General features: G+C 45.0%; 19 protein-coding genes. 10 read left to right on the top strand and 9 right to left on the bottom strand.

The features are described from left to right. Positions 1–42: 42 nt before the first annotated feature. Positions 43–2,508, top strand: coding sequence for a U32 family peptidase (locus LEPTO7376_RS06185; RefSeq protein WP_160148393.1), 2,466 nt, complete (start codon positions 43–45; stop codon positions 2,506–2,508). A gap of 12 nt (positions 2,509–2,520) precedes the next feature. Here the strand turns inward: LEPTO7376_RS06185 and LEPTO7376_RS06180 are convergent, their stop codons facing one another. From LEPTO7376_RS06180 to LEPTO7376_RS06150, 7 genes are all read right to left on the bottom strand, one after another. After that, complete coding sequence (locus LEPTO7376_RS06180; protein WP_015133354.1) at positions 2,521–3,978, bottom strand: lipopolysaccharide assembly protein LapB; 1,458 nt, start codon at positions 3,976–3,978, stop codon at positions 2,521–2,523. A 117-nt stretch (positions 3,979–4,095) separates the two neighbouring features. Beyond that, complete coding sequence (locus tag LEPTO7376_RS06175) at positions 4,096–4,680, bottom strand: Uma2 family endonuclease (RefSeq protein WP_015133353.1); 585 nt, start codon at positions 4,678–4,680, stop codon at positions 4,096–4,098. A gap of 103 nt (positions 4,681–4,783) precedes the next feature. After that, positions 4,784–5,347, bottom strand: a complete 564-nt coding sequence (locus LEPTO7376_RS06170) for a Uma2 family endonuclease (protein WP_015133352.1) — start codon at positions 5,345–5,347, stop codon at positions 4,784–4,786. 60 nt (positions 5,348–5,407) lie between these two features. Next, positions 5,408–6,217: a hypothetical protein gene (locus LEPTO7376_RS06165; protein ID WP_015133351.1), complete on the bottom strand. Its 810-nt coding sequence runs from the start codon at positions 6,215–6,217 to the stop codon at positions 5,408–5,410. Between the two features lie 75 nt (positions 6,218–6,292). Beyond that, positions 6,293–7,984, bottom strand: a complete 1,692-nt coding sequence (ilvD, locus tag LEPTO7376_RS06160) for a dihydroxy-acid dehydratase (RefSeq protein WP_015133350.1) — start codon at positions 7,982–7,984, stop codon at positions 6,293–6,295. Between the two features lie 100 nt (positions 7,985–8,084). Beyond that, positions 8,085–9,437: a hypothetical protein gene (locus LEPTO7376_RS06155; protein WP_015133349.1), complete on the bottom strand. Its 1,353-nt coding sequence runs from the start codon at positions 9,435–9,437 to the stop codon at positions 8,085–8,087. A 320-nt stretch (positions 9,438–9,757) separates the two neighbouring features. Further along, positions 9,758–10,258 (bottom strand): Hsp20/alpha crystallin family protein, encoded by a 501-nt coding sequence (locus LEPTO7376_RS06150; RefSeq protein WP_015133348.1) that lies wholly within the window; start codon positions 10,256–10,258, stop codon positions 9,758–9,760. Between the two features lie 527 nt (positions 10,259–10,785). On the opposite strand from LEPTO7376_RS06150, the gene LEPTO7376_RS06145 reads away from it, so the two are divergent. From LEPTO7376_RS06145 to LEPTO7376_RS06130, 4 genes are all read left to right on the top strand, one after another. Next, positions 10,786–11,577: a VOC family protein gene (locus LEPTO7376_RS06145; RefSeq protein ID WP_015133347.1), complete on the top strand. Its 792-nt coding sequence runs from the start codon at positions 10,786–10,788 to the stop codon at positions 11,575–11,577. Between the two features lie 75 nt (positions 11,578–11,652). After that, positions 11,653–12,528 (top strand): DMT family transporter, encoded by an 876-nt coding sequence (locus tag LEPTO7376_RS06140; RefSeq protein WP_015133346.1) that lies wholly within the window; start codon positions 11,653–11,655, stop codon positions 12,526–12,528. Positions 12,529–12,641: 113 nt separating this feature from the next. Next, complete coding sequence (locus tag LEPTO7376_RS06135; RefSeq protein WP_015133345.1) at positions 12,642–13,859, top strand: helix-turn-helix domain-containing protein; 1,218 nt, start codon at positions 12,642–12,644, stop codon at positions 13,857–13,859. A 1-nt stretch (position 13,860) separates the two neighbouring features. Then, positions 13,861–14,745 (top strand): mechanosensitive ion channel family protein, encoded by an 885-nt coding sequence (locus LEPTO7376_RS06130; RefSeq protein ID WP_015133344.1) that lies wholly within the window; start codon positions 13,861–13,863, stop codon positions 14,743–14,745. Positions 14,746–15,048: 303 nt separating this feature from the next. On the opposite strand, the gene LEPTO7376_RS06125 is transcribed toward LEPTO7376_RS06130, so the two are convergent. After that, the gene (locus LEPTO7376_RS06125; RefSeq protein WP_015133343.1) at positions 15,049–15,810 is read right to left on the bottom strand and encodes a hypothetical protein; all 762 of its coding nucleotides are present in this window, start codon (positions 15,808–15,810) and stop codon (positions 15,049–15,051) included. Between the two features lie 310 nt (positions 15,811–16,120). Between LEPTO7376_RS06125 and LEPTO7376_RS06120 the strand changes: the two genes are divergently transcribed. From LEPTO7376_RS06120 to LEPTO7376_RS06100, 5 genes are all read left to right on the top strand, one after another. Further along, positions 16,121–16,861, top strand: a complete 741-nt coding sequence (locus tag LEPTO7376_RS06120; protein WP_041763212.1) for a TspO/MBR family protein — start codon at positions 16,121–16,123, stop codon at positions 16,859–16,861. Positions 16,862–16,944: 83 nt separating this feature from the next. Beyond that, the gene (locus LEPTO7376_RS06115; RefSeq protein ID WP_015133341.1) at positions 16,945–18,297 is read left to right on the top strand and encodes a hypothetical protein; all 1,353 of its coding nucleotides are present in this window, start codon (positions 16,945–16,947) and stop codon (positions 18,295–18,297) included. 17 nt (positions 18,298–18,314) lie between these two features. Further along, a complete protein-coding gene (locus LEPTO7376_RS23265) occupies positions 18,315–23,807 on the top strand; it encodes a WD40 repeat domain-containing protein (RefSeq protein WP_015133340.1) in 5,493 nt (1,830 codons plus the stop codon). A gap of 257 nt (positions 23,808–24,064) precedes the next feature. Then, positions 24,065–24,442, top strand: coding sequence for an endonuclease domain-containing protein (locus LEPTO7376_RS06105; protein ID WP_015133339.1), 378 nt, complete (start codon positions 24,065–24,067; stop codon positions 24,440–24,442). 84 nt (positions 24,443–24,526) lie between these two features. After that, the gene (locus tag LEPTO7376_RS06100) at positions 24,527–24,907 is read left to right on the top strand and encodes a DUF2358 domain-containing protein (RefSeq protein ID WP_015133338.1); all 381 of its coding nucleotides are present in this window, start codon (positions 24,527–24,529) and stop codon (positions 24,905–24,907) included. Between the two features lie 30 nt (positions 24,908–24,937). Here LEPTO7376_RS06100 and LEPTO7376_RS06095 read toward each other — a convergent pair whose 3' ends face one another. Then, positions 24,938–26,461: a bifunctional ADP-dependent NAD(P)H-hydrate dehydratase/NAD(P)H-hydrate epimerase gene (locus tag LEPTO7376_RS06095; RefSeq protein ID WP_015133337.1), complete on the bottom strand. Its 1,524-nt coding sequence runs from the start codon at positions 26,459–26,461 to the stop codon at positions 24,938–24,940. Positions 26,462–26,471: the final 10 nt, after the last annotated feature.

Below are 26,471 nucleotides of genomic sequence, written 5' to 3'. Positions count from 1 at the left end.
AAAGCATGTGACTACAATATCAGTATCTTTTTTTATTGGCCAATGATGTCTAAAAATCCTGAATTGCTGGCACCAGCGGGAACATGGGAATGTGCGAAGGCAGCAGTGGAGAATGGTGCAGATGCGATTTACTTTGGTTTAGATCGCTTTAATGCTAGGATGCGCGCCCACAATTTTACGGAAGCAGATTTGCCGGAGTTAATGGCATTTCTGCATCGGCGTGGCATAAAGGGTTATGTCACTTTAAATACGCTGGTTTTCACATCGGAATTAGCGGATGTGGAAAATTATCTGCGATCAATTATTGCGGCGGGGGTCGATGCGGCGATCGTACAGGATGTGGGATTGTGCAAACTGATTCGGCATTTGTCGCCTGATTTTCCGATTCATGGCTCTACGCAGATGACGGTCGCGAGCAGTGTTGGCGTCGAGTTTGCAAAGGATGTCGGTTGCCATCTTGTGGTGCTTGCACGGGAAACCTCCATCAAGGAAATCAATAAAATTCAGCAGCAATTGGGCGATCGCCATGTTGAAATGCCGTTAGAGGTTTTTGTCCATGGCGCATTATGTGTGGCCTATTCGGGGCAATGTCTCACGAGTGAATCGCTGGGGGGACGTTCTGCGAATCGCGGCGAATGTGCGCAGGCTTGTCGGATGCCCTATGACCTCATTGTCGATGGCAAGGAAATGGAACTAGGCGATCGCCGCTATTTACTTAGTCCGCAGGATTTAGCGGGATTGCCTATTTTACCGGAGCTGATTAAGTCGGGAGTTGTTTCTCTAAAAATTGAAGGCCGTCTCAAAACCCCAGAATATGTGGCGAGTGTGACGCAGGTTTATCGACAGGCGATTGATAATATTACGCGCGGTTTGGAGCAGGAAGTGCAGAGGGGCGATCGCTATCAATTAGAGATGGCATTTTCGCGGGGTCTGTATACCGGGTGGCTAGACGGTATCGATAATCAGGCGTTGGTGCACGCAAGATTTGGTAAGAAGCGGGGTGTCTATCTCGGCGAAGTGGCACAAATTCGGGATAAGCGCGACAAACAAGTTTTAGTGCGATTGCAAGCGCCTCTAAAAGCGGGTGATGGTGTTGTTTTCGATGCGGGCAGACCCGGTGGCAGAGAGGAAGGTGGGCGAGTTTATGCAGTGGATCGTAAGGGTCACGACACACTAATTACGTTTGGGAGACGGGATATTGAGTTGCGACGGGTGCGGGTCGGCGATCGCCTCTGGAAAACAAACGATCCAGAGCTCGACAAAAAATTGCGTCAGAGTTTTGCGGGAGAAAAGATTCAATATCATCGGCCGTTAGATTTTGAAATTCATGGGTTAGTCGGTGAAAAACTGACGGCGATCGCCTGTGATGGTCAGGGCAATGTTGTGCAAGTTGACTCTGACATCGCACTCGAAACCGCAGAGAAAAAGCCCCTCACCACGGCATTTTTACAAAAACAATTTGGGCGATTAGGCAACACACCATTTGAGTTGGGAGAGTTGCACAACCACTTGCAAGGCGAAGTGATGTTGCCTGTCAGTGAAATTAATCGGGTGCGTCGGGAATTAGTCAGTCAGCTTGATGAATTGCGTGCAAAACCAAAACGTTGGCAACTCCATGCGACTGCATCCCACCGGGAATTATTGCCAGAAGCTAAGTCTTCCCAAGCTCAAAAACCTCAGGCGATCGCCCTTGTGCGGCATATGAATCAGCTGGAAGCAGTGCTCAAAACTGACATTGCAACCATCTACTGCGAATTTGAAGATTCCAATATTTATCGCCAAGCGGTAGAAATCACCAAGCAAGCTGCCCATGCTCCGGAGATTTGGGTTGCACCGCCTCGCATTACAAAACCACTCGAAAATTATGTGCTTGAAAAAGTTCGTAAGAGCAACGCCGATGGTTATCTCGCTCGCAACTATGATCATCTGAAATTCTTTGAAGGCGATCGCCTTACCGCTGACTTTTCGTTGAATATTGCGAATCCCCTGACCGCCAACTTTTTCAAACGCAACTATCCCCTCGAAAGACTCACGGCATCCTACGATCTGAATGTGCAGCAGCTCGACGCACTCCTCAAAAATGCGCCACCAGAATGGTTTGAAATCACCATTCACCAGCACATGCCAATGTTCCACATGGAGCACTGCGTATTTTGTACATTCCTCTCTGAAGGCAAAGATTTCCGCGATTGTGGCCGCCCCTGCGAAAAACATGAGGTGAAACTCCGGGATCGCACCGGCGCAGAGCATGTCTTAGTTGCGGATGCGGAATGTCGTAATACCGTATTTAATGGCACAGCCCAAACCGGCGCTGAATATGTGCAGCATTTTATTGATTTGGGAGTGCGTCATTTCCGCCTCGAATTTGTGGATGAGTCGCCCAAACAAGTGTTGCAAACCATTGACCAATATCAAAAACTCTTGGCTGGCGAGATTTCTGGTGCAAAACTTTGGAAAGCCCTCAAACTCCAAAATCAGCTCGGTGTTACCCGTGGCACCCTCGATTAACTCAACCCAAAATTAATGGGAGCCGTGGTGGTCAGGTTTAAAACCACTCTCCAAAAGATGCTCGGTATTGAGGTGCATATTGACGCCTTTACCACCCAGGCGCATCACATCCTCATATTGCTCAATGGAGGCTGGATAGGCACTTTCCTGACAATATTGCCACGATTGTGCGCCTTCGTTAGGCCGCCCTTCCGCTACGTCTAATGCAGCTAAAAAACAAAATGCCATGCCTTGACCGGGAAAGCTTTCTGCTTGAGTTGCAATCAAGTTTTTCTCTAGATCAATGGCTTTGGTGAGATGGTGGCGGGCATCGGCAAATAGGATTTCATGGTCAGCGTCAGAGTCCAAAATTAGTTCATCCTGCGTTTTTTCTGGATCACGCTCGGCAACGGCTCGTTTTAGGAGCGTAATCCCGAGGTTGGTGTGAAGCTGGGATTCCAACTGTTTATTGTTGGGATCCACTTTATTGAGACCAATCCGAAATAAAACTTCCGCATCCAGCAGCTCACTAAATAATCCCTGTTCAGACGCTTCATCGCCCTCTGCCAATACCGCCAAAATCAATGTGCCAAGGCCATTGATGGATTCCACATCGCCTTTTAGGACGCCATCTTTATATTCTTTCTCTGCCTCTGCAAACCGTTCGAGATTTTGGTAGACCTGCGCCAGACGAGTATGCGGAGCTGTACTACCAGAATTAAAGGCGATCGCCTCTTTATAATGCTGAATCGCGACATATAGATTACCGTTCTCCTGTGCCGCTAACCCTTGCCGATAATAGTGCTGCGCGAAAATTGGCAAAGATTGATTCACCGCGAACGAGATGATGAGCATCAGAACTGCTCCACCCAAAATCACCTCCGCATGGAAATAACTCGGGATATTAAACCGCCGCAGAGTTTGTTTCACAATGCGGTGACCTTTATCGGTGAGTGTTCCGCCAGCAATCAACACCAATCCCGTTGCTTGGGACAGGGTGCTAAATAGTTGCAAAATATCAAACCCACCCACAATCGAAAATGCTTGGATGGTTGCGGTGAGAAACGACGTCGCAATAATCAAACATAGACAACTGCCAACATTCCACACCCAATCAAAGCGGTCATATTTATGAATCGTCGCTTCTGAAATATATGGCTCTAACCACCACCACCAATCCGTTTCTGAGGGTCTCCGGCTTTGGCGACATTCTTCTAATTTGCCATTCTCAGTAATGTTATCGGCCTGTTGTTTGAGACGATTATCGAGATGATTAATAAAGGCAAGACAAGTTGATTGCTCTGCTAAGGAAATTTTTGTGGTTTGATGTAAACTCCGATCCACCGCATCACGCCGCAACAATAGCTGAAAAATATTATGTATAGATGGCTCCTTCGCTAATGCACTAAATTGCTCCAGGGCCTGGGCATAACCATGGATAGTATTGCGCAAGTTAGGATCAGAAATCTCTCTAAGAGCCTGAAGGTTCATAGCTTTCAACAAACGGGAGGCATGTTTATTATGCCCAGATTGAAAAGGTTAATTTCAGAATATAGCGAGTTTTTGGGCGATCACCTTTCCCTACCCCTCAACAAACATTAGTCGTTATCAGTCTTCTGTGAAATCAACTTTTTCATAGAGATCTTCGAGCAAAATTTCACAGGGTACAGTTTTCAGCACTAGTAAATCTTCGGCTGTCTCATAAGCCGTAAACAACCATTCGTCGTTATCAGTTTTGTAATACCGCTCTACCTGCATCGAATATTGTTCAATCAAAACATACTCTTGGAAAGTAGGAATGGAGCGATAGGCTTGAAACTTAGCGCCACGATCATAAGACTCAGTTGATTTGGAAAGGACTTCTACAATCATGATCGGATTTGTGATGGTATCTTTGCGTCCCATCTGAAAAACCAAATCCCCCTTGACGACCATGATGTCGGGATAGGTATAAATATTTTTTGCTGGGATCCATAGCCTTTGATCATTCACAAACGAATCGAAAGGCTTTCGTTTTAAAGCAAAGTTCAAAGTTGCATAGAAATTTCCCACAATACGGTTGTGGTTTGGCATTGCGCCAGTCATGGGAATTATTTCTCCATCGATATATTCATGTCGCTCTTCAGAATTAAGTTCTAATTCTAAATATTCTTCGGGCGAGTAATAGGTCTGAACTGCTGTTGGCATATTCATCACAACCTTTGTTTTGTAATGGAGGCAAAGCTCTGATGATTCAATTATGCGTCAAAAGCTAATGAGGCGATCGCCACTTTTTTATCTCCATGTATCGATCCATTTATGGCATCATCTTCAGCCAGCAAAAAACTTCATTGACAGTAAGTTTCAGAGAAATATTAGGTAAAACAATGAGTTGATTATTTTCCCTCAAAAGTTGAGGTTGTTGATTGGGTTGAAAAATAAGGATTGAGCGATCACCCGGATCGATAAGCCATCCCAACTGACAGCCATGTTCTAAACAGTACAAAATATTTCCAGTGACTCGATTGGGACTTTGCTCTGGTGAGAGAATTTCGATTGTCCAGTCGGGATAAAGCAGAAAATTATCCGGCACTTCGCCATCTGCTTCAAAGGGAATACGCGACCAATCAAATACAGCAACATCCGGAACAATGGAGCGATCGCCAAAACTACAGCGCAATTCTGGAAGAGCATAGGCAATCTGACTATCTTCGGTAACAGCATTAATGCGATTACATAGCTTTAGTTGCAGACGGCTATGTTTTCCTTTGGGTATTGGCTTTTGAATAATTTTGCCATTGATATATTCACTAACAGGTTTAGTTTCAGGACATACTAGAAAGTCTTGTAGTGATATCTGCGGTGAGGTTAAAGCTGTCATAGCTCATGTCACTCTCAAAGAGAACTCTAGTTTAACATTGAATTTTTTCATTCTTGAGCACTATCTCAAATCAACTGAAGTTCCGCACTGAAAAAACTGTTTAAATTCATTTTTATCTTGATCACTAGCATCAGGAGAAATCTTTTCTAGAAAGGCATCTTCTAATCTTTTGTTCACACCATTCACTAGTGTTAGAAGATTTTTTTTAAGCTCAAACATTGTACTAGCTTTAAAAACTATATTTTTCCCAGCATAATCATTAAGTTGCTTGCATTGTTTTTTCTGAGCATCCGCTTTCGTTATTGTTGCGGCAGTATGAACAATGGAATGTCTGATTTGCCATAAATTCCTGAGAAGTTCTATCTCGTGATTTGTAAATACCTGTACTTTTAAACCAAAAGCATTAAAGTAAGAGTTAACGGATACAGGATTATGCCAGTCAGTTAAATTATCAGCTAATAAAATACCTACAGATAAACTATCGCCTCTATATGCAAGTAGATGATTACTTTTAATATTTACATCTTTCTTAAAACCAATATCCTTAAAAAAAATTGAGGCATCGAATTCTTCGAACAAGATACTCCTCTCAAAACAGCCAGCAAATAAATACTTTTGATATGTTTCAAAGTGTCCCATTAGTAATGCAATCATTGCATTTAAGAGGTTCTGTATTTTCGGCAGAGATTCTCGAGCTGGTTGATTACTATTATTCTTACTTGGAAAATACTGTTTACAAAATTCGATTGTATCTGCTGATTCACAACAAAATTTACAAAATGCATCTCCTGGAGAATTGAGATATTCTTGATGACTTAAATGTCCATCAACTTCATTCTTGAAAATATATTCTGAAATCATAAAAGTCATATTTATAGACCTAATTAAAAGCTTAGACTTCTATTATTACGACTAAAAGTCCAAGCGTTCAATTAGTAAATTCACTTAGAATAGATCGATATCTGTCACAGCACCTTTACTGCTGGAAGAAACGATCTTTGCATACTTACCGAGAACACCACGCTTGTAACGAGGAGGACGAGGAGTCCATGCTTCACGGCGTTTTGCTAACTCTTCATCGGATACGTTGATTTGTAGGAGAAGTTGGTTGGCATCGATGGTGATGCTGTCGCCTTCTTTCACGAGACCAATATTGCCGCCAACATAGGCTTCCGGTGCAACGTGTCCAACCACAAGACCATAGGTGCCGCCAGAGAAACGGCCATCAGTAATCAAACCAACGGAATCGCCGAGACCTGCACCAATAATTGCGGAGGTGGGAGCCAACATTTCACGCATTCCGGGGCCACCTTTGGGGCCTTCATAGCGAACGATAATCACATCGCCTGCACTAATTTTGCCAGCGAGGATTGCATCGAGACATTCTTCTTCAGATTCGAATACGCGGGCGGGGCCAGTGATTGCAGGCTTTTTAACGCCACTGATTTTCGCGACAGAGCCTTCTTGAGCCAGATTACCTTTGAGAATCGCCAGGTGACCAACTTTATAAAGGGGATTGTCGAACTTGCGGATGACATCTTGATCCGCAGGAGGTTCACTAGGAATGTCTGCAAGGTTTTCTGCAACAGTTTTGCCAGTGATAGTCATGCAGTCGCCATGGAGTAAGCCTTGATCCAAGAGCATCTTCATCACTTGGGGAATACCACCTGCTTTGTGGAGGTTTGTGGTGACGTATTTCCCAGAAGGCTTGAGGTCACAGAATACTGGGACACGCTGACGAATTTCTTCGAAGTCATCGAGGGTGAGTTCTACGCCGATGGTATTGGCGATCGCCAACAAATGAAGAACAGAGTTTGTGGAGCCACCAACAGCCATGATGACGGAAATCGCATTTTCAAACGCCTTGCGAGTGAGAATGTCCATCGGCAAAATTTGGTTCTTAACCGCATTCACCAAAGCTTTTGCAGACTCTTCAGTGCTGATAGCTTTCTCCTCATCTTCCGCCGCCATAGTGGAAGAGTAAGGCAAACTGATGCCCATCGCCTCAAATGCAGAGGACATCGTATTCGCCGTGAACATACCGCCACAGGAACCCGCGCCAGGACAAGCATTCTTCTCGATCGCCATTAATTTCTCTTCAGAAATCTTGCCAGCACTAAACTGACCAACAGCCTCAAAGGAACTGACAACCGTCAAATCTTCGCCGTCGAGGTGACCCGGCTTAATGGTGCCACCATAAACAAAAATTGCAGGGATATTCATCCGGGCGATCGCCAAAACCGCACCAGGCATATTCTTATCGCAACCACCGATCGCGAGGACTGCATCCATACTTTGGCCGTTACAGGCCGTCTCGATGGAATCCGCAATTACATCACGGGAGACGAGAGAATATTTCATCCCTTCAGTACCCATCGAAATCCCGTCACTAATCGTGATCGTCCCGAACATTTGGGGCATCGCGCCAGCATCACGCAGCGCAGACTCCGCCCGCAACGCCAAATCATTAATACCCATATTGCAGGGTGTAATGGTGCTATAGCCGTTAGCGAGGCCCACAATAGGCTTCTTAAAATCATCATCCCCAAAGCCCACAGCACGGAGCATTGCCCGGTTCGGACTCCGCTGATGGCCTTCGGTTACAACACGGCTACGTCGGTTTTGATTCTCACTCATAACAGGGATCGGATAAATAGATGAAATTACATCAGAATAACCTTTCCATTGTCCGCTATTTTTTGAGCTTTTGGGTAGTTGACTAAATTAAATCAACTCTCTAGGCAGCATTCGCAAAAGAATAATATTGAGCTTCATTCACACCGAGCGTCAAAATCACTTGCACCGTCTCTAAAAGACCTGTTAACCACTCACATTCATCTTGGGACTTATGGCGATAATGCTGCATCAAATCATTTAAAGACTGAATCAACTGACCATAACTACGAGGTGAAATAAGCACCAGTTTCAGCAAGATAATACTCAACGATAAAAATTCCCGTTGGATCATCATCAAAGTGAAAGGATGAGTCGGATCTACAAAGCTTTCAGGATTCAGCAGGTAACAAATAGTTTCATCGCAGGTTTTCGTGATCAAGTGATGGCCAACCGTTACAGAACTTTTCTCAGGATAAATCGTATCGAGATGCTGCTCCATTTTTTTCGGCAACCACTTCAGGCGGCGATCGCCTCCAATCGAAGTCAACAGATGCTCAACCAATGCTTTTTTGAAATCAGCATAAATACCCTGCTCATGCTGCTCCATAAACTCTTCCGCCATCTGCGGATAACCTTGACCGCGCTTCACCACAATTTTTTGAATTAGTTTCAGCGTAGAAGGATGAATCAAGGTTGGATTAGAAACCTTCGCCTTTGCTGGTGCTTCATCACAACCCTTCGTCAAGTACATCACCAGCTGGAATTTGTAGCGATTTTTCAGAAATTGGTAGAGGAATTGACAAGCCTGTCGCTGCTCAATGGGTGTCTCCACATCAAACGTTTGAGCGAGAAGCGTCAACCGAATATAACGGTCATGCCATGTTTTATTTCCGACCTTAGCCGCAGGCGAGAACAATTCCAGAATTTTGTACTGGCGACTACTCTTATAACTATCGACCCAATCCCGAAACTTGCGAGTTGCTAAAGACGCATTCGAGGGGAGAGTAGAAGGATTTTGAAATAAATCAATTAATTTTTCAATGTGCTTCGTTTTCTTTTGTTTTAGACAGCTATTAACAATCAAAAAGGAGCAACGATTGAGTAGATAAATAAAATCTGAGGTGCAGTTATAAACCAATAACTGGTAAATAGAATGATTCAGATTTTGAGGAATGCTATTGGGGTCATGGTCAATAAAGAAAAGCTCAAAATTTTCTAGCAGAGATGAAATGGAGCTAGTCTTACTCAGTTTCACGAAGAAATTCAAGATATCGCGGATTGCTTCAGCGACTTCATCTGGAAGCTCCTCTTCTTCAACAGGAACAACTCTTCCAGCAGTCTTCGGGAAGCCAATCTGCATATCGGTAAATTGCTGGGCAGATGTTTGCTCTTGACGACGACGCCAACCAAGAGAGCGCTCTGGTGAAAAAATGGACCGCTGTGTCTTGTTCTTCCGAAAAGTAGGAGCAAACATAACTGACTATTCCCTGGATGATGTAACTGAGATGCTGGCATTTCTTTTTTACAATGATCTTTGAAAGAAAAAAAGTATTTTCTGAGATGTTCATTGAAATCACTTAGAAAGCATTTTTTTATAAAGCTAAGACCAAGTAATTGATCACAGAATCTTTATAAAACAAGCCGAATAAGTGCCGTCTTTACTAATTCCTTAAAAAGAAAAGTAACAAAAAAAATCCCCCACATTAGCATGCAGGAGACCGAGATTGTCTCGAGTTTTTTCGTTTTTTTAGGCTAGGATTTGCGGCGATCGCCACCCTTCCCGATGTCAATAAATTAGCTATTGACGTCGCTCTCATTTTCGCTGTCTGCAATGGCTGGTGCTTCAGCAGACACTGTACCTTCACCAAGATTGAGCTTCACCACTTTTTTGGAAGTTGGGACAACTTTAGGCAAAGTAAGTGTCAAGATCCCATCAGCAAACGTCGCAGACGCATTTTCATGGTCGATGGCAACGGGTAGAACAATAGAGCGATCAAACTTACCGTAGCTGAACTCAGAATGGTAGACCCCTTTGTCATGGTCTTCTTTGTGATAGTTATATTCGCCGCTGATACGAACACTTTCGCGAGTCAGGCTGATGTCAATACCATCTTTTTCTAGGCCAGGCAGTGACGCCTTTAGAGTTAGCTCAGTATCGCCATCAAGTAGCTCTACCGAAGGACGCCAAGCTACTTTTCCATCACCTTGCCACCCAGCAAGTTCATCGAGGATACGGTTCATTTGAGTGTGTACAGTTTCAAGTTCAGAGAAAGGAGAAAAGCGTACTAAAGACATTGGTTGACCTCCAGAGAGAATCGTTTTTGTTCACGGTTTCATTATGGCAATTAATTATTAGTAAAAGCAGTGAAATAACCTCACATTTATTGTTGGGTTCTCCCCATCATTTTGAAATATATTTTGGATTGGTGTTGAAAACCGAATCTATTTTTTCGGCTCTCCATTTTTTACACTAAAAAGCTTCGATAAATATTTTAAACAATCTATTTTTCTGGTTTTACCTAGGTTCGATGAAATCACCTTTTCTTCTGATTTCAAAGGTGTTAGCATCAGAATCTCCAGCTCTCAAATATCTATAGAGTAAAGAATTCACAAGCTAGACACTAAAGTAGGCTATGAAAATATCGAATTTTCCGATGTAGGGCGCTTAATCTTTTTTTTAAGATTTGAGGTGTATTAACAACCTTTCTTTAACCTTGTAAATAAGGACAACATTTATCACTCAAAACAAAAATTGACTTTTAGGATTGTGAGGCAAAACTTATTGCGCTCACTCAATAAATCAAATACGACGGAGTCAGGCTATGGGGATTCGAGAAAGTTACGCTCGCGGCATTTTTAATTGGGTTGATTTGATGACGGCAGACCCAGCTGCTGCGGAAGAATTTTATGGCAAACTTTTTGGTTGGGAATTTGACCACCGACCTATGCCGAATGGTGACTACTATGCGATCGCCCAGAAAAATGGCCGGGATGTAACCGCAATCTTTGGGTTACCAGAAGATAAAAAAGAGCAGGGCATTCCTCCCCATTGGCAGAGCTATATTAATACGCCGGATTTGGATGAAACGGTAGTGACTTGGGAGGCAAAAGGTGGCAAGGTTTTGGCGCCTCCTTTTGATGTGATGTCGGCGGGACGAATGGCAGTGGTGCAAGATCCCACCGGGGCTGTGGTTAACCTATGGCAAGCAAAGGAACACATTGGTGCTGGTGTAGTCAATGAGCCGAATACTTTCTCTTGGGCCGAGCTGCAAACTTGGGATGGGCCAACAGCAACAGATTTTTATGAAGAGGTATTCGGCTGGGAAATCGAGATGGACGAGAAGCCTCCCCATTATGTGACCGCAAAAGTTGATGGCCATATGAATTGCGGCTTTTTTGATATGAGTAAGACGGAGTTGCCTCGCACAATTCCTGCTACTTGGGCGACTTATTTTAATGTCGAAAATCTCGATACGGCGATCGCCACGGTGACAGAGTTGGGTGGTGCGCCTTTGATGGAGCCGATTGTGTTGGATGTGGGTCGATTCACAACTATCCGCGATCCGCAGGGTGCAATGGTGACTCTAATCGAATTGAAAGTTGTAGATGATTAGATAACGAGCCGTCGGCGATCGCCCTGCTGTGGGAAATATGCCACAATCTAACCTTGCGATTTCGTTGGGGTCATTATGGTCGGGGAAATTTCAGCCCTTACTGCAGCATTTATCTGGTCCGTTTCGTCGATTGTTTACGACAAAATCATTGCCAAAACAAAAGCCTCTGCGACTTTGATTAGTTTCTATCGCGGCTTTTTTAGTTTGCCGTTTTTTGTGGTGAGTCTTCTAATCCTAGAGCCAACTTTGCCACAGCTCAGTTCTTTGCAATGGTGGTACCTGAGTCTGAGCGCAATCCTTGGGATTACGATAGGCGATACAGCTCTCTTTCTGTCATTCCAGGATGTCGGTGTCCGCAAAGCGTTATTACTCCAAACGCTCACGCCTCTATTTGGCGCATTTTTCGCCTGGATATTTCTCAATGAATCTCTATCTGCCTATGGCTTGATGGGCATCCCATTAACATTGCTCGGCATTGTTTGGGTCATTAGTGAGAGGGCAGCAGCAGGGCGATCGCCACATTTATGGCGAGGAATTATATGGGGTTTAATTTCCACAAGTTCTCAAGGTCTCGGGGCAATTTTTGTGCGAGAAATGCTTGATAACGGCGATATTAGTCCCCTATGGAGCAGTACTTTTCGGATGGCGCTGGGCACAATCATTCTTGGTATTTGGCTGATTTACAAAGGGTCAATGACGTTTAATTTGCTATCCGCACGGCAATGGCAAGGTATTGCTAGCGCGTCATTTGGTGGATCATTTGTAGGTCTATGGTTACATCAAACAGCCTTTCAATTTGCACCTGTCGGTATTGCCGCAACACTCTTAGGCACATCACCTCTATTTGCCGTCGGTATCAGTCTCTATCTCCGCGAAAAAGTGACTTGGCGATCGCTCGGCGGAGTAATGCTTGCGTTAATGGGCATCGGGTTATTGCTCATACGGCAATAGTTGAGTTAGTTTCAAAACCCGCTCCAAGTTGCAAATATCTATGACATAAAGCGTGAGGAGTGGGCGATCGCCGTATGGTAGACAGAGGGCACGACTATCTCTAGGCGTTTACTATGCATTCCGCAGCTCAATCCCTCAAACAATATCTCCAGTCACGCTTTCAGAAAGATACGACCGTCGCTGAAGCAAATGATGGGCTCGTGATGCTGCCGGATGTCCTCGAAAATCAAATCGCAAAAAAATTACAAGCCTTACCCAGTCCAACGCCCTACCAAGAGACTGTCAAAACTGAAATTAGCGCCGCCATCGAGGCCTGGCAACAAAATCTTGATGCGCCCAATAGCTTAGTTTTATTGGGGAATCCCGTCGAACCGATCGCCAACATTTTGAATGACAGTCTGCGGCAATGGGTTGATCCACCCGCCTCGATTATTACGCCCCTGCGTTGTGTTGAACGTCCGTTGGATCCATGGCAACTAAAACGAAAGGTCGAAGGTGCATTAATGCCCTACGCTCAGATTGAACCGCCTGAGACAAAAGACACAGATCAACAACCTGAACCAAATTCTCTTGACAATCGCAAAACGCTAATCTTAGTCCCTTGTTTAGAACAATGTTTTCTGCGCTGTATCGGTGGCTGGGAAAGCATTGAATATCTGCGGGATATCGCCATTCACCATCGCAATTGTTTTTGGGTAATGGGCTGCAACCATTGGGCTTGGAATTTTTTGGATTTTGTGTGCCAAGTGAGTGCCTATTTCAGTGAGGTGAAAGCTTTACCTGAACTGGATGGTGAGATGCTCAAAGATTGGCTAGATCCAGTTGTCAAGACAATTATTGCCACGCCGGAGAAAGAAAAAGTATCTGAAGAGGAGGAGGGCGATCGCCCTGAATATTGGGATGTTCTCGCTCGTAAATCTTTAGGGGTAAGCAGCGTTGCGAAAAGCTTATGGTTGCAAAGCTTACGGATCGAGGCAGAGATTATTGAGGAGACAGAGGATTTACGAGATTTGAAATTGCTGGGGCAAGATACCGACCAGAAAGAAGAACTGAATCTACTCGAAGTGCGTCCCACTTTACCGAATTTGCCCACACTCAGTGGCAATGATCGATATTTATTGCACTCGCTCCTGATCCACGGGCACATGACTCGTGCTCATCTGGCCTTTAGTTTGGGACAACAAGAAGGACAAATCCAATCAGCCATTCAAGCATTATTGCGAAAGGGTTTACTCGAACGGGCTAATGGAGGTTTACGGGTGGAGGCAACCCATTACGCCAAGCTCAAAATGGAATTGAGCAATAACAATTTCTTTGTGGGGGATGACTAAAATGTCGAGTTTATCCTTGCTGAATCAACTTGTGTTTTTAGCGCAAACGAGTGAAGTTGAGCAGCCTTTATCTGACAATCTCCTCACGGATATCACCTTCGGCAAAGTGGCACAAGCTGCAACTACAGTGGCGATCGCCTACGGTAGTTTCTGGATGATTCAGGTGGCGACGGAATGGTTATCAGAGCGAGTACCCCGGCGGTTTCGGCTAACCATTAAACAAGCACTGCCCTTTTGGAAAGCATCCATCCTCATTGTCACGCTATCCTATCTGCTCAATCTTTTTCTAAATTTATCCGAAGCAAATCTCCTTGCCCTCACTGGAACCATTGCCGTTGCCCTCGGTTTCGCGTTTAAGGATTATGCGAGCTCTGTGATTGCGGGTTTGCTCGCGTTATTTGAAGCCCCCTATCGGATGGGCGATCGCATCCAAATTGCCGACCATTATGGCGAAGTGGTGGGCTATGGTTTACGGGGTATCAAAATCCAAACGCCCGACGATAATGTTGTGACTATTCCCCACAACACCACTTGGACAGAGCCAATTTCTAATGCCAATACCGGACAGCTTGAAGCGCAGGTGGCGACAAGTTTTTATTTTGCGCACCATGCCGATGCCGAGAAAATTGTATCCATCCTCTACCAAGCTGCCTATAGCAGTAAATACACTCAGCTCAAACTCCCAATCGTAGTGGTGATGGAGGAGCATTATTGGGGGACACAGTTTAAGCTCCGCTGTTACCCGATGGATGCACGGGATGAATTTGTTTATAAAACCGATTTAATTCGTCGTGCTAAACAGGCTTTTCAACGGCACAAATTGCCTTATCCAGAATTTATGAGAATAGTTAATGAAGAAGGAATGGGTGGCGAGTTACTCAGGTAAGCAAAAAATCTGGCGTTGGTCAAATAGGGGAGAATACTTGCAGTAACAGATCCATAAAAAGCTGAATGCATGGATATCTATTGTTTTACAGTCTGCTTATTTATCCCTCAATTCACCAACGAAAAAAAACAATTCAGCGGATCATCTTATTCCTCAATCTCTAGGGGAAACCGACAATTGAGATAATCTAGCTCTGGCTTGCCTTTGCTCAACATGGCGATAGAGATTAGAGCCCAAACGGCTCGAAGCGCGGCGAACATAGCATCATAGGACAGCGACTTTTCTATCTTACAAACTGAGAATCTATGGACTCAGAATCGTTACGCGACAAAGTAACGTATTGTCTGTTTCAAGGTCAGGCCCCCAAATAAATTCGGCCGAATCATCCCATAAAATTTGGTCATACCCTCGTTTAGGATCAACATCGCTCGCCGAATGAACCGTGGTTGCCGTCCATTCACTGTCATCATAGCTAGCCGACATCCACCTATCAGGCTCAGGTGTTTCTACAAAATCACAGGGCGCTGTACCGGCCACAGGATTCGATTCATTTTCGCAAGATTTATCGAGGGGTGCTTCGTGAATAACCAAACAGTTCAGCGAACTATTGGTGACAGCAACAACAGCGCCTGTGCTGGTTTTTATAAGCTGCATGATGAAACCACCATCACCCATCTGCTGCTTATTTTCTCCGATATACTCTAGCCCTGTATTATTTTCCTTGAAATCTCTCAAGATAAAATTGATATTTAGTGGATAGTCGGCTTTAAAAGTCACTGATTCAGCATTAAAAGACCGCTCTGTTGTAATCGGAACGCTGTCTTCAACAATCAAAGTCTCGCCAAGATACGCTGCGAACCAGTTGTCCGCCCAGACATCCATGCGGAAGGAAACTGTTCCATTGCTCACAGTATTGGTTGTGAAATTTATTTCCTCTGTCCCTTTTTTCTTGGGTGGTGGTGGAGCATCGGCACGGAACGACTCTGAACTGTTGGACGATTCTGGAGTAGCAGTTTCATTACGTTCGAGTCCCTGCTGATCAGCCTCGCCGCAAGCTGTAAGCATCAGCAATGTGAACAATATGAACGTTAATTTTTTCATTGAGATTTCTCTAAGTTAAACAGTAGAGCTATGGCGTTGCTACAACAATATCAAAACGTCACCTCTCTTAATTTCATTCGCCTGAGGGATGAATGAGCAGACTGTAAAAAAGTAGATATCTATGCATTCAGCTTCTTGTGGATCTGTTACTGCAAGTATCCTCTCCTATGTCACCAATACCAAAAATCTAGAGCCGTCGCATGGAATCGTTTACGATCATCAATACTTTTTAAACACCACTTTTTTAATACTGCGATTAGGCAAGACCACTACGATGGACTCAAAAAATATTGTTAAATCCGGCGTCCAAACGGTCATGGGCGTCGAGGAAAAAGCCAATGACGATAAAAAAATTGCGACAGATCTAGAGAATCCACAGTTCGATGGGAAAGCGACCGTCAACTATATTCTCGGTACAGCGCTCCAAATTGGATTATTAGTGGCGCTGCTCTGGGGGATGAATTTTCTTCTGCCACAGGTGACTCAATATTTTTCGCAACCATGGATGACGGTCACAGCGGTTTGCGGATTTTTTGCGTTTTTTACGTTGCGATCGCGCCTCTTTTCGCCCCTAGACAATACTCGCTCGGGTAGACGCTATGATTCTGTCCAACGCCCTACTTGGTCACCACCACCTTTGGCATTTCCGATTGTGTGGATGAGTATCGCGGTTTTACGAGTTGTGTCTGCTTACTATATTTGGTTGGCCACTAGCGAAAATTTTCTCAGTTTGCCTTTGATTATCTACGCGATTCACCTCGCCCTCGGTGACACTTGGAACACAATTTTCACAGTCGAAGGTCGTTTAGGTGCTGCCGTTCCAGTGGTAATTATGGGGCCTCTGTTGTCTTCTTTCGCAGTGGCGATCGCCTACTGGCAGGTACTTCCTTTAGCGGCCTGGATCATTTTGCCATCTTGTCTCTGGCTAACAGTGGCAACGGTTTTGGTGATTAGTATTTGGCAACTGAATGGGCAAGAACCTCTTTATCCCCTTGTGGCTCAGAGCGCAGAGTAATGTCCTGTCACTGATTATTTTTACCGCCGGAATCTCGACCTATTATTAAGGCAACCGCCGTTATTCAGCCTAGGTCAGTCGCGATGTCATTTGATTTCAGAGGGTTTATTCGTCGTTTGAAGCCAGACGGAACCTTGAATATTGGAGACCCAGAGGATAAGCGTTTTTATGTGGATTTCTCTGAAGTGCGCGGCGATCAGGTGGTGGATGAAATTTTTGATGGCATCGATATTTTTCCAGAGGATCACACCTGCCATTTATTTACGGGGCATATTGGTTGCGGCAAATCCACGGAACTTCTTGCTCTCCGTCACAAGCTCAACCAAGAGGGCTATTTCACAGTTTATTTTGAATCGACCGATTACCTCGAAAAGGCAGATGTCAGCATCGTGGATGTCCTGTTAGCGATCGCCATTTGTATTGATCGAAGTTTTACGGAAGCAAAGCTGCCACCAGCGCGAGGCTTAAAAGGAATTTTCGAGAAGACAAAAGAGGTTTTAAATATTCCGATTGAGGTGAATGAGTTTGCAGTCGAGGCGGGTGGCATTGGCGCGTCGGTGCAGGGTGATGGCAGTTTTTCGGTGGGGACTGGATTCGCGAAAATTACGGCAAAAGCCAAAATTGATAGTGCATTGCGGGAAAAGTTAAATCGTTATTTGGGGTCGATTAAAACGGAGTTGCTGCGGGATATCAATGAGGAATTGGTTGAGCCGTTGGTGAATTTGGTGCGGGAGCAGGACAAGAAAGGATTGGTGGTGATCGTCGATAACCTCGATCGGGTAGAACGCGGCGACAATCGCAATCAGCATGAGGATTTATTTATCGGACAGGCAGAAGTGTTGCAGTCTTTTCCCTGTCACATGGTTTATACGATGCCGCTAGCCCTCCGGTTTGGCGATCGCTTCGGTTTGATTGAGACGCGCTACAACCCCCAGCCGAAAACATTACCGATGGTGCGGATTAAAACGAAGACGGGTGAGGATAATCCGGCAGGTTTAGCGAAAATGCGCGAAATGGTTTTAGTGCGGGCATTTCCTGATTTAAAGCCAGAAGAATGGGACGCTCACATTACAGAGGTTTTTGAAGATCCAGAGAGCCTAAATCATTTGTGTCGGGTTAGTGGTGGCCACGTGCGCAATTTATTGCAACTATTGTCGGACTGGGCTTTAAAGGATTGGCGTAAGGATAAACTCACCCAAGCGACCCTCGAAGAGAAAATCCGTCAGCGCTCTAACAACATGATTCTCAGCATGGATGACGGGGAATATGAGATGTTGCGGGAAGTCTATCAAACAAAAAAGATTGGGGGCGATCGCGACTACAACAAATTGATTGCGAGTCGGTTGGTGTTTGAATATCAGGAGGCACAAACCTCTTGGTTCGATTTAAACCCGATTATCATGGGAGCAGAAAAATTACAGGATCTGCAAGCCTAGATTAGGAACAGGGCACGATGGCAGAGGATATCCATTTCACGGTAGAGCAATACAATTCCCTGGAGCAGCTGCGCGATACGATCGCCATTTATCAGGGTGAGTTTGCGCTGATTTTTGCCCATTGTAATTATCGGTTTCTGCGCGATCGCCTCATCAACGCTCTCCTTGAAACACCGGATCTAAATCTCGAAGTGATTGAGCTTCAGCCCGACACAATCTCTTTGCTGGATGCTTTGGCGCAACAGGGCAATCTCTCGCATCGCAATGATATTGATGGGCTCTTAATTCGAGGGTTTGAGCGGATCGAAAAGTTACCAGAATTGTTAACTGCGATTAATCAGGTGAGGGAATCTTTAAAGCGGGATTATCCGATGCCGATGGTCTGTTGGCTCACTCAGGATGCATTCCGGGAAGTGATGAACTCTGCGCCCGATCTGGAAAGTTGGTCAGTGGGTGTAGGCTTTGTGGCTAATGCCCAAGAGTTAAATCGTTTCGTCAACTCTACCTACGAAATCTATCTCAATAATCTCGAAGGTCGTATTCCAAAAAAACAGTCATTTACGGTTGAACTCGCAACGCTCCTCAAGCCAGAATTATCGCTAATTCAAGAAAATCTTTTAGCGCAGTTTGAGCAGAAAACCATCGCTTGTTTTTATACGCTTTTCGGGATTACTTGCCAGCGCATCTATCAGCCTGAGCTAGCCATTGAACATTACCAAAAAGCAATTGAGCTGTATCAAGAGCTGGGCGATCGCTTTTCCATTGGCTGTGTTTATTATTTTCTGTCACGCATTTATTATTCACGAGCGTTTTCAGATCAAGAATATGTCTCCTATATTTCACCGGATAGACTAAAGCGCCTCATCGAAGAGCAGCAGCAACCACATTCGTTTTGGCAGCAGAGCTACGGCTATATCAATCAATCGATAGAGGCATGGCAGAGTTGCGGCAGAGACGACGCAATCACGTGGGCATTTCCGAGATGGCAGCGCATTCTGAGCTATCTAGAGAAATGGGATGAGCTAGAAACCTACGCTCGGCGATCCCTTGCGCTCCTAGAAAATCAACAATCTAAATCATCGCGCAAGCTATATCTAAAAACTCAATTTTGGTTAGGGGATGCGCTGCTCTTCCAAGGAAAAAATCAGCAAGCCAAGCAATATTTAGATCCTGTTGTCCGAGAGCTTGAGGATGAAAATTTCACCTATGCCCTAGCGCGACAGAGTTTGGCTCAGATTTATTACGAAGAGCAGAAACTAGAGGGTGCTTTAGCGTTATTAGAGGAAGCAGAGGAAAGCCTCGATAGTGAAAGTTTGTCCCGCGCCCATGTCCGTCTACTCGAACTGAAGCGACAAATATTGTTTGAGCTGGGTCGCTATCTCGAAGCTTACAGAGCAAAAGAACAGAAGCAGTTAGCGGAATACGAGTACAGTTTCAAATCGTTTATCGGGGCAACTCGGATTCAGCAGCGGCGGGATGAGGATGGCATGTCGGTGGCGATTCGGGCATCGGGTCGGGGTGAGGATGTCGAAAAGTTGGTGGGCTGGATTACAGGTATCGAACATGCGGTAACGGTGATTTATGGCTACTCGGGTGTCGGGAAAAGTTCTTTGGTGAATGCGGGTTTGATTCCTGAGTTGGCGAAGAGTCAGCGGTCAGCGCCGAATGGATATGTGCAGGTAACGTTTCGGAGTTATGGGGATTGGCAGGACAATTTACTGTCGGAATTACTTAACAAAGTCCCCCTTGATAAGGGGGATTTAGGGGGATCTAATATTTCGCAACCTATTGAGGATCCCCCCCAGCCCCCCTTGACTAAGGGGGATTTAGGGGGATCCAATCCGCAGTCGTCGCAACAAACGAACTCTGAGAATATTAGACTTTCTGAAGATCCCCCCAGCCCCCCTGCTTTGGAAAGGGGGGAAAAGGTAGAGGCCTCCCTGTCAAAGGGAGGGATTGTCCAGAGTGCTGCACAGCCTCTTAGGGATCCCCCCCAGCCCCCCTTACTAAAGGAGGGAGCAAATACAGAAGTCCCCCTTGATAAGGGGGATTTAGGGGGATCTAACCCACAAAATTCGGTACAAACGGATCGGCAAGGCTTGGGACTTAATGAGGATCCCCCCCAGTCCTCCTTTGGAAGGGGGGAGAATATAGAAGAACAAATTTTTGAGGTGCTGAAAAGCTGTGACCAAAAGTCTCAATTAGTGGTGCTGATTTTTGATCAGTTTGAGGAGTTCTTTTTTACCTATGAGCAGGAAACAGAACGCCAACAATTTTTTGAGCTACTGGGACGTCTAACCAACGAAACTACCCATGTGAATCTCGTCTTTTCGCTGCGGCGGGACTATATGCATTTCTTGTTGGGGCGCGACCAACTGAAACGAGGTAATCAAATCATTGATCTACTCAGTCGAGACAATGGCTACGAACTAAAAAATTTCTCGCGGGATGAGGCAATCCAAGTTTTCCAAAGGCTAACGGAACGAACAAGTTTTCAGCCAGATCAAGGTCTTATTGCAGTGGTGGTGGATGACCTTCTTGATCCAACGACGGAACGAGTAAGACCTATTGAGCTACAGATTATCGGACGACAACTAGAGGAAACGGCAGGCGGCATCACAACTCTCGCAGAATATCAGCAGCAAGCTTCCATCAAAGGGGTCAAGGAAAAACAGTCACCGAAGGCGGTTTTGGTGCGGAGCTATCTGGATGCGGTGGTCAGGGATTGTGGCGCAACAGACAATCAGAAGTTGGCATATCAACTCATGTTTCTGCTGACGGATAAGCAGGGTAGACGACCGATTAAAAGTTTTGATGAACTCGAAACTGGGATACAGCAACTTGGGCAAGGAACAGAGAATGTCGAGATGATATTGCAGATTTTGGTGTTGTCGGATCTGGTTTCAGAGGTGCAGGATCGCGACGGTGAAACGACAAAATATCAGCTCGTACATGATTATCTAGTGGAATATGTGCGGGCGATCGAAGAGCAAGATTTTGAGGTCTTGTTTCAGGCGGAGGTTGCTAAGCGAGAAGCAGCAGAGAAAAGCTTGGCTGATATTCAGTTAGAAGTCTCTACAGCAAAAGAACTAAAGCAGAATCTAGAACAAGAAAATCGTCGTAGTGTTCGAAACTTAAAGGTCACGAGTGTTTTGTCAGCAGTCGCTATCATTGTGGCAGGAATTGCTGGAGTAAGCGCAAAAGTTTCTCAAAATCAGCAAAAGCTCGCCAAGACTGAAACCGAATGGGAACAGCGTGAACAACAAGGTATTTTGTTGTCGAAAAAATTTGAAGTTTCACCATTTCAACGTATCGAGACAACTCTAGAATCCATTGCTCTCGCCAAAGAACTGGTCTCAAAAGCGCACGAAAAAGAGCACATTCAATATTCGGTCTATAGTCCAATCTCAACGTTACAAAAAAATTTAAATCAGCTTCGTACTAAAAATCTGCTCAAAGGACATATCGAGAGTGTCAGTGATATCAGGTTCAGTCCAGATGGTCAAACCCTCGCTTCGGCTTCTGCGGATGGAACAGTGCGACTATGGAACTTACAGGGTGAGGAATTAGCCGTCCTTGAAGGTCATACCGATGTAGTTTGGGAGGTGAGATTCAGTCCAGATGGTCAAACTTTTGCTTCGGCGTCTTCAGATAACACGTTACGACTATGGAACTTGAAGGGGGAAGAGTTGGCTGTGCTTGAAGGTCATGCCGATGTAGTTTTGGATGTGAGATTTAGCCCAGATGGTCAAACTCTCGCTTCGGTTTCTTCAGACAACATGGTAAGACTATGGAACTTAGAAGGGGAAGAATTAGCCGTTCTCCAAGGTCACACTGATGAGGTTATTGAGGTTAGATTTAGTCCTGATGGTCAAACTCTCGCTTCGGCTTCTGTCGATAACACAATACGACTATGGAACTTGCAAGGAGAAGAGTTAGTTACACTTCAAGGCCATATTTCTGAGGTTTACGGAGTAAGATTCAGCCCAGATGGTCAAACTCTTGCTTCGGCTTCTTTCGATAACACGGTACGACTATGGAACTTGAAAGGGGAAGAGCTAGTCGTTCTTCAAGGTCATACCGATCAAGTTTGGGAGGTGAGATTCAGCCCAGATGGGCAAACTCTCGCTTCGGCTTCTTTCGATAATACGGTACGACTATGGAACTTGAAGGGGGAAGAGTTAGCCGTTCTTCAAGGTCATACCGCCCGAGTTTGGGATGTGAGCTTTAGTCCAGATGGCCAAATCCTCGCTTCAGCAGCTGAAGATAAGACAGTTCGACTATGGAACTTGAAAGGGGAAGAGTTAGCCGTGCTTGAAGGTCACGCCGATGAAGTTTGGGATGTGAGATTTAGTCCTGACGGTCAAACCCTCGCTTCTGGCTCCCCGGATAACACCGTACGACTATGGAGTTTCGGAGGCGAAGCATCTGTTGTTCTCCTAGGTTATACGGGACGTGTAAGATTTAGCCCAGATGGTCAAACTCTCGCTTCGGCTTCTTTAGACAACGCGGTAAAGCTATGGGACTTTCAGAGAAAACAATCTATTACCCTTCAAGGTCACACTGACTTAGTTTGGGATATAAGATTTAGTCCAGATAGTCGAACCCTTGCTTCGGCTTCCGCTGACAACACAGTGCGACTATGGAATTTACAGAGAGAGGAGTTCGCTATCTTACAAGGCCACACTGATAGGGTTTCTGAAATTAGATTTAGTCCAGATGGTCAAACTCTCGCTTCGGCTTCTGATGACAGCACAATACGATTATGGAACTTACAAGGAGAAGAGTTAGCCATCCTTCAAAACCATACTAATGTGGTTTTTGACGTGAGATTTAGTCCTAATGGTCAAACCATTGCCTCTTCTTCCAGAGATAACACAGTGCGACTGTGGAATTTGCAAGGAGACGAGTTGGTTGTATTTCAAGGTCATACTAGCGGAATTGGGAACATACGATTTAGCCCTGATGGTCAAATCCTTGCCTCTGCTTCTGATGACAATACAGTGCGGTTGTGGAACATAAAAGGACAAAGCATTGCTGTGCTTAAAGGTCATACCAATGAGGTTATCAAGGTAAGGTTTAGTCCCGATGGTCAAATCCTCGCTTCTATTTCTAGAGACAGAACAGTGAGGTTGTGGAACTTGAAAGGAGAAGAGTTAGCTGTATTCCAAGGTCATACTGACGAAGTTTGGAATATTGCATTTAGTCCCGATGGAGAAACGATTGCTTCTGCTTCTAAGGATGGAACAGTGAGACTATGGAACTTGCAAGGAGATGAGCTGGCTGTATTCCAAGGTCATACTGACAGAGTTTTTGACGTAAGATTTAGCCCCGATGGAAAGACAATTGCCTCTGCTTCTGGAGACGATACTGTGCGCCTGTGGAAGATGGAGACCCTTGATGAGATGATTGCGCGGGGTTGCCGTTACCTTCAGGATTATTTGCTCTACAGCCGTGATGCAGAGGACAAAGAAGAATACCGTCAGATGTGCCAAGAATATTTTCTCTAACGTCCTTCCTTAGGGAAGGTGGCCGATAGGCCGGAAGGGGTTTCGATAAGTGTCGCAACTCATGACAAATCTTTAGGAATTGTGCAATGGATTAAAGTCAGAAAGTTTGCAAATGCAGGTTGACGTTTTTCTCTTCAGATGGAAAGGTTAGGAAATTCTGGTAGGTGACATAAACTACTGAAACCCCTTCCCCCCTTCGGGTACCTTCCCCAAGGAAGGACATAAATTGTTTTTAGGACTTATTTTGAAAATACCAGATGCCAAAGATCATTCCCTACAGGCCGCATCTCAAGGCGTTAGCTCGTGAACTCCGCAAGAATATGACGCGAGGAGAAGCAACTCTCTGGCAGTATCTCAAAGGAAAAAAGTTGCTGGGGTATAACTTTGATCGCCAACGACCCATTGATGACTTTATCGTTGATTTCTATTGCAAAGATCTGATGCTTGCAATCGAGGTTGATGGCGCAAGTCACAATGATGAAAATGCTCAACTCAAAGATGAAATTCGACAACGGACAATAGAATCATTCGGCGTGAAGTTTTTAAGGTTTTCTGAAGGTGATGTTTGTAATCATTCAGAGGATGTTGTTGCGGCGATCACCCATTGGATTACTCAAAATTCTCCTTTTGAATAAACATATGGGAACCCCTTCCCCCCTTCGGGGACCTTCCCCAAGGAAGGATGGGGATACTCTCTTGAAATTAATTGGTTTTACCCCATGGATATCATCGAAATTTTGCAGCGAGATTATCAGCAATTTCCAAAGGAGCAGACCTTTGAGATTTATGCAGATGATGTCTTTTTTAAAGATCCACTCAATGAATTTCGAGGGGTGACAAAGTATAAGAAAATGATTGGTTTTCTCGGTCGCTGGTTTCAGAATATTCAGCTTGAGTTGCACGAGATTCAGCGTGATAATGCAACGATTTGTACCGACTGGACACTCAATATGACCTGTCCTCTCCCTTGGCAGCCGCGTTTAAGTATTTCCGGCTATAGCCTACTGGAAGTGAACGAACAGGATTTAATTATTTCCCACATCGACTATTGGAATGATGCGCCACTAAAAGTTTTGGGGCAAGTGTTTAAGTTTGGTTAGGCGATCATGAGGACATTTCCCGAAACGCCCCTACATGCAAGTATCCATAGTTGTCAGAAATTTGGTGAGATAAGTAGCGAGGGTCACGCCATCTACTCCGGCAAGGGTTTGTTCTTTCGCGGCAAGAATCCCGGCTTGGGCATGCCACCATGCGGCTGTTGCAGTTACTTCCAGAGGCTTGGTTGGATTTTGAGATAAGAGACCTCCGGCAATTCCCAACAACACATCGCCACTACCACCACGAGCAAGAGCTGGAGTACTTGCGGTACTGCAATAGATTTGTCCGTTGGGATTGGCAACGATGGTTTTTGCGCCTTTGAGTAAGGTGATGGTGTTACTGAGTTGGGCGGCTTGTTGAGTCATGGTGAGGCGATCGCCCGTCTCTTCAATCATCGGAAAAATTCGTCTAAATTCTCCGAGGTGTGGCGTTAAAACCGTTGGAGCTTGGCGATTTTGAATTTGGCTGAGATTATTTTGGGCTAACCAGTTCAGAGCATCGGCATCGAGAATTAATGGCACTTCCTGCTTCACTAACTTCGGCATGATGTTGGTCGCTCCTTGCAGCGTTAAGCCACAACCACAGGCGATCGCCCCATACTTCACAAAGTCTAAATCAGGTAATTCGGCGATCGCACCGTCTTCTGTTTCAGGACAGCCAATCACCAGTGCTTCGGGGAGTCGCGCCACCACCAAAGGCTTGAGAGATTTTGGGACAGCGATTGTTAGCATTCCGACACCCGTTGCCCGCGCTCCCAAACCCGCCAAGATAATGCTGCCTGCATATTGGTCAGACCCGCCAATCAACAATAAATTTCCCTGTTTGTATTTATGGGTTAGAGGCGATCGCCGCAATGGTAAAAATCGTTTCGCGATGGTTACATCGATGCGTTGAATTTTTGTGTGAGGTTCGAGGAGCTGGGTTGGGATCCCAAAATCTAAGCGAGTGGGTTTACCGAGGTATGGGATGGCTTGGTCTTGCACATATAGCCGCTTCCACAAACCCAGACATAAACTCTCTGTCGCCTCAATCGCAATGCCTAGCGCTTCACCTGTATCGGTATGCAAACCAGACGGCAAATCGATACTCACAACAGTTTTATTTCTCTGATTAATTCGTTCAATTAAAATAGCTAAATGACCAGTTACTTCTCGCTCTAATCCAAACCCAAATAAACCATCGATAATTAATTTACAATCCAAGAAATTATCAATATTTTCTGCGCAATCAATCCCAAGAAATTGAGCATAGTCAAAATGTTTTTGGGTTAACGATTTAAATTTTGGCAGTGGACAATAGAGTAAAACTTGATAGCCAGCCAGATGCAATTCTCGCGCCACAACTAAAGCATCGCCCCCATTATGACCAGAACCCACCAAAACGCTGACTGACAGATATTCTGACTGTGGATAATGGATTTGAATATGCTGAAAAATTGAGAGAGCAGCCTTTTCCATTAAAGCTGGTACTGGCATTTCCTGAGCGAAAATCTCAGTTTCAATTTGCCGCATCTCCTCAGCAAAAACAACAATATTTTCAGGATTAATGGTAGACATAGATTGAATA

Source organism: [Leptolyngbya] sp. PCC 7376 (genome assembly GCF_000316605.1).
In the GTDB taxonomy this organism is placed as follows: Bacteria; Cyanobacteriota; Cyanobacteriia; order Cyanobacteriales; family MRBY01; genus MRBY01.
This window is presented reverse-complemented; position numbering and strand designations above follow the sequence as displayed.

Bases quoted from the DNA above. Each gene is read 5' to 3' on its own strand.
- LEPTO7376_RS06165 (WP_015133351.1), bottom strand. From the start codon at position 6,217: ATGACTTTTATGATTTCAGAATATATTTTCAAGAATGAAGTTGATGGA.
- LEPTO7376_RS06105 (WP_015133339.1), top strand. From the start codon at position 24,065: ATGCCAAAGATCATTCCCTACAGGCCGCATCTCAAGGCGTTAGCTCGT.
- LEPTO7376_RS06145 (WP_015133347.1), top strand. From the start codon at position 10,786: ATGGGGATTCGAGAAAGTTACGCTCGCGGCATTTTTAATTGGGTTGAT.
- LEPTO7376_RS06155 (WP_015133349.1), bottom strand. From the start codon at position 9,437: ATGTTTGCTCCTACTTTTCGGAAGAACAAGACACAGCGGTCCATTTTT.
- LEPTO7376_RS06140 (WP_015133346.1), top strand. From the start codon at position 11,653: ATGGTCGGGGAAATTTCAGCCCTTACTGCAGCATTTATCTGGTCCGTT.
- LEPTO7376_RS06095 (WP_015133337.1), bottom strand. From the start codon at position 26,461: ATGTCTACCATTAATCCTGAAAATATTGTTGTTTTTGCTGAGGAGATG.
- LEPTO7376_RS06135 (WP_015133345.1), top strand. From the start codon at position 12,642: ATGCATTCCGCAGCTCAATCCCTCAAACAATATCTCCAGTCACGCTTT.
- LEPTO7376_RS06115 (WP_015133341.1), top strand. From the start codon at position 16,945: ATGTCATTTGATTTCAGAGGGTTTATTCGTCGTTTGAAGCCAGACGGA.
- LEPTO7376_RS06150 (WP_015133348.1), bottom strand. From the start codon at position 10,258: ATGTCTTTAGTACGCTTTTCTCCTTTCTCTGAACTTGAAACTGTACAC.
- LEPTO7376_RS06120 (WP_041763212.1), top strand. From the start codon at position 16,121: ATGGACTCAAAAAATATTGTTAAATCCGGCGTCCAAACGGTCATGGGC.
- LEPTO7376_RS06185 (WP_160148393.1), top strand. From the start codon at position 43: ATGATGTCTAAAAATCCTGAATTGCTGGCACCAGCGGGAACATGGGAA.
- LEPTO7376_RS06175 (WP_015133353.1), bottom strand. From the start codon at position 4,680: ATGAATATGCCAACAGCAGTTCAGACCTATTACTCGCCCGAAGAATAT.
- LEPTO7376_RS06100 (WP_015133338.1), top strand. From the start codon at position 24,527: ATGGATATCATCGAAATTTTGCAGCGAGATTATCAGCAATTTCCAAAG.
- LEPTO7376_RS06170 (WP_015133352.1), bottom strand. From the start codon at position 5,347: ATGACAGCTTTAACCTCACCGCAGATATCACTACAAGACTTTCTAGTA.
- LEPTO7376_RS06130 (WP_015133344.1), top strand. From the start codon at position 13,861: ATGTCGAGTTTATCCTTGCTGAATCAACTTGTGTTTTTAGCGCAAACG.
- ilvD (WP_015133350.1), bottom strand. From the start codon at position 7,984: ATGAGTGAGAATCAAAACCGACGTAGCCGTGTTGTAACCGAAGGCCAT.
- LEPTO7376_RS23265 (WP_015133340.1), top strand. From the start codon at position 18,315: ATGGCAGAGGATATCCATTTCACGGTAGAGCAATACAATTCCCTGGAG.
- LEPTO7376_RS06180 (WP_015133354.1), bottom strand. From the start codon at position 3,978: ATGAACCTTCAGGCTCTTAGAGAGATTTCTGATCCTAACTTGCGCAAT.
- LEPTO7376_RS06125 (WP_015133343.1), bottom strand. From the start codon at position 15,810: ATGCTTACAGCTTGCGGCGAGGCTGATCAGCAGGGACTCGAACGTAAT.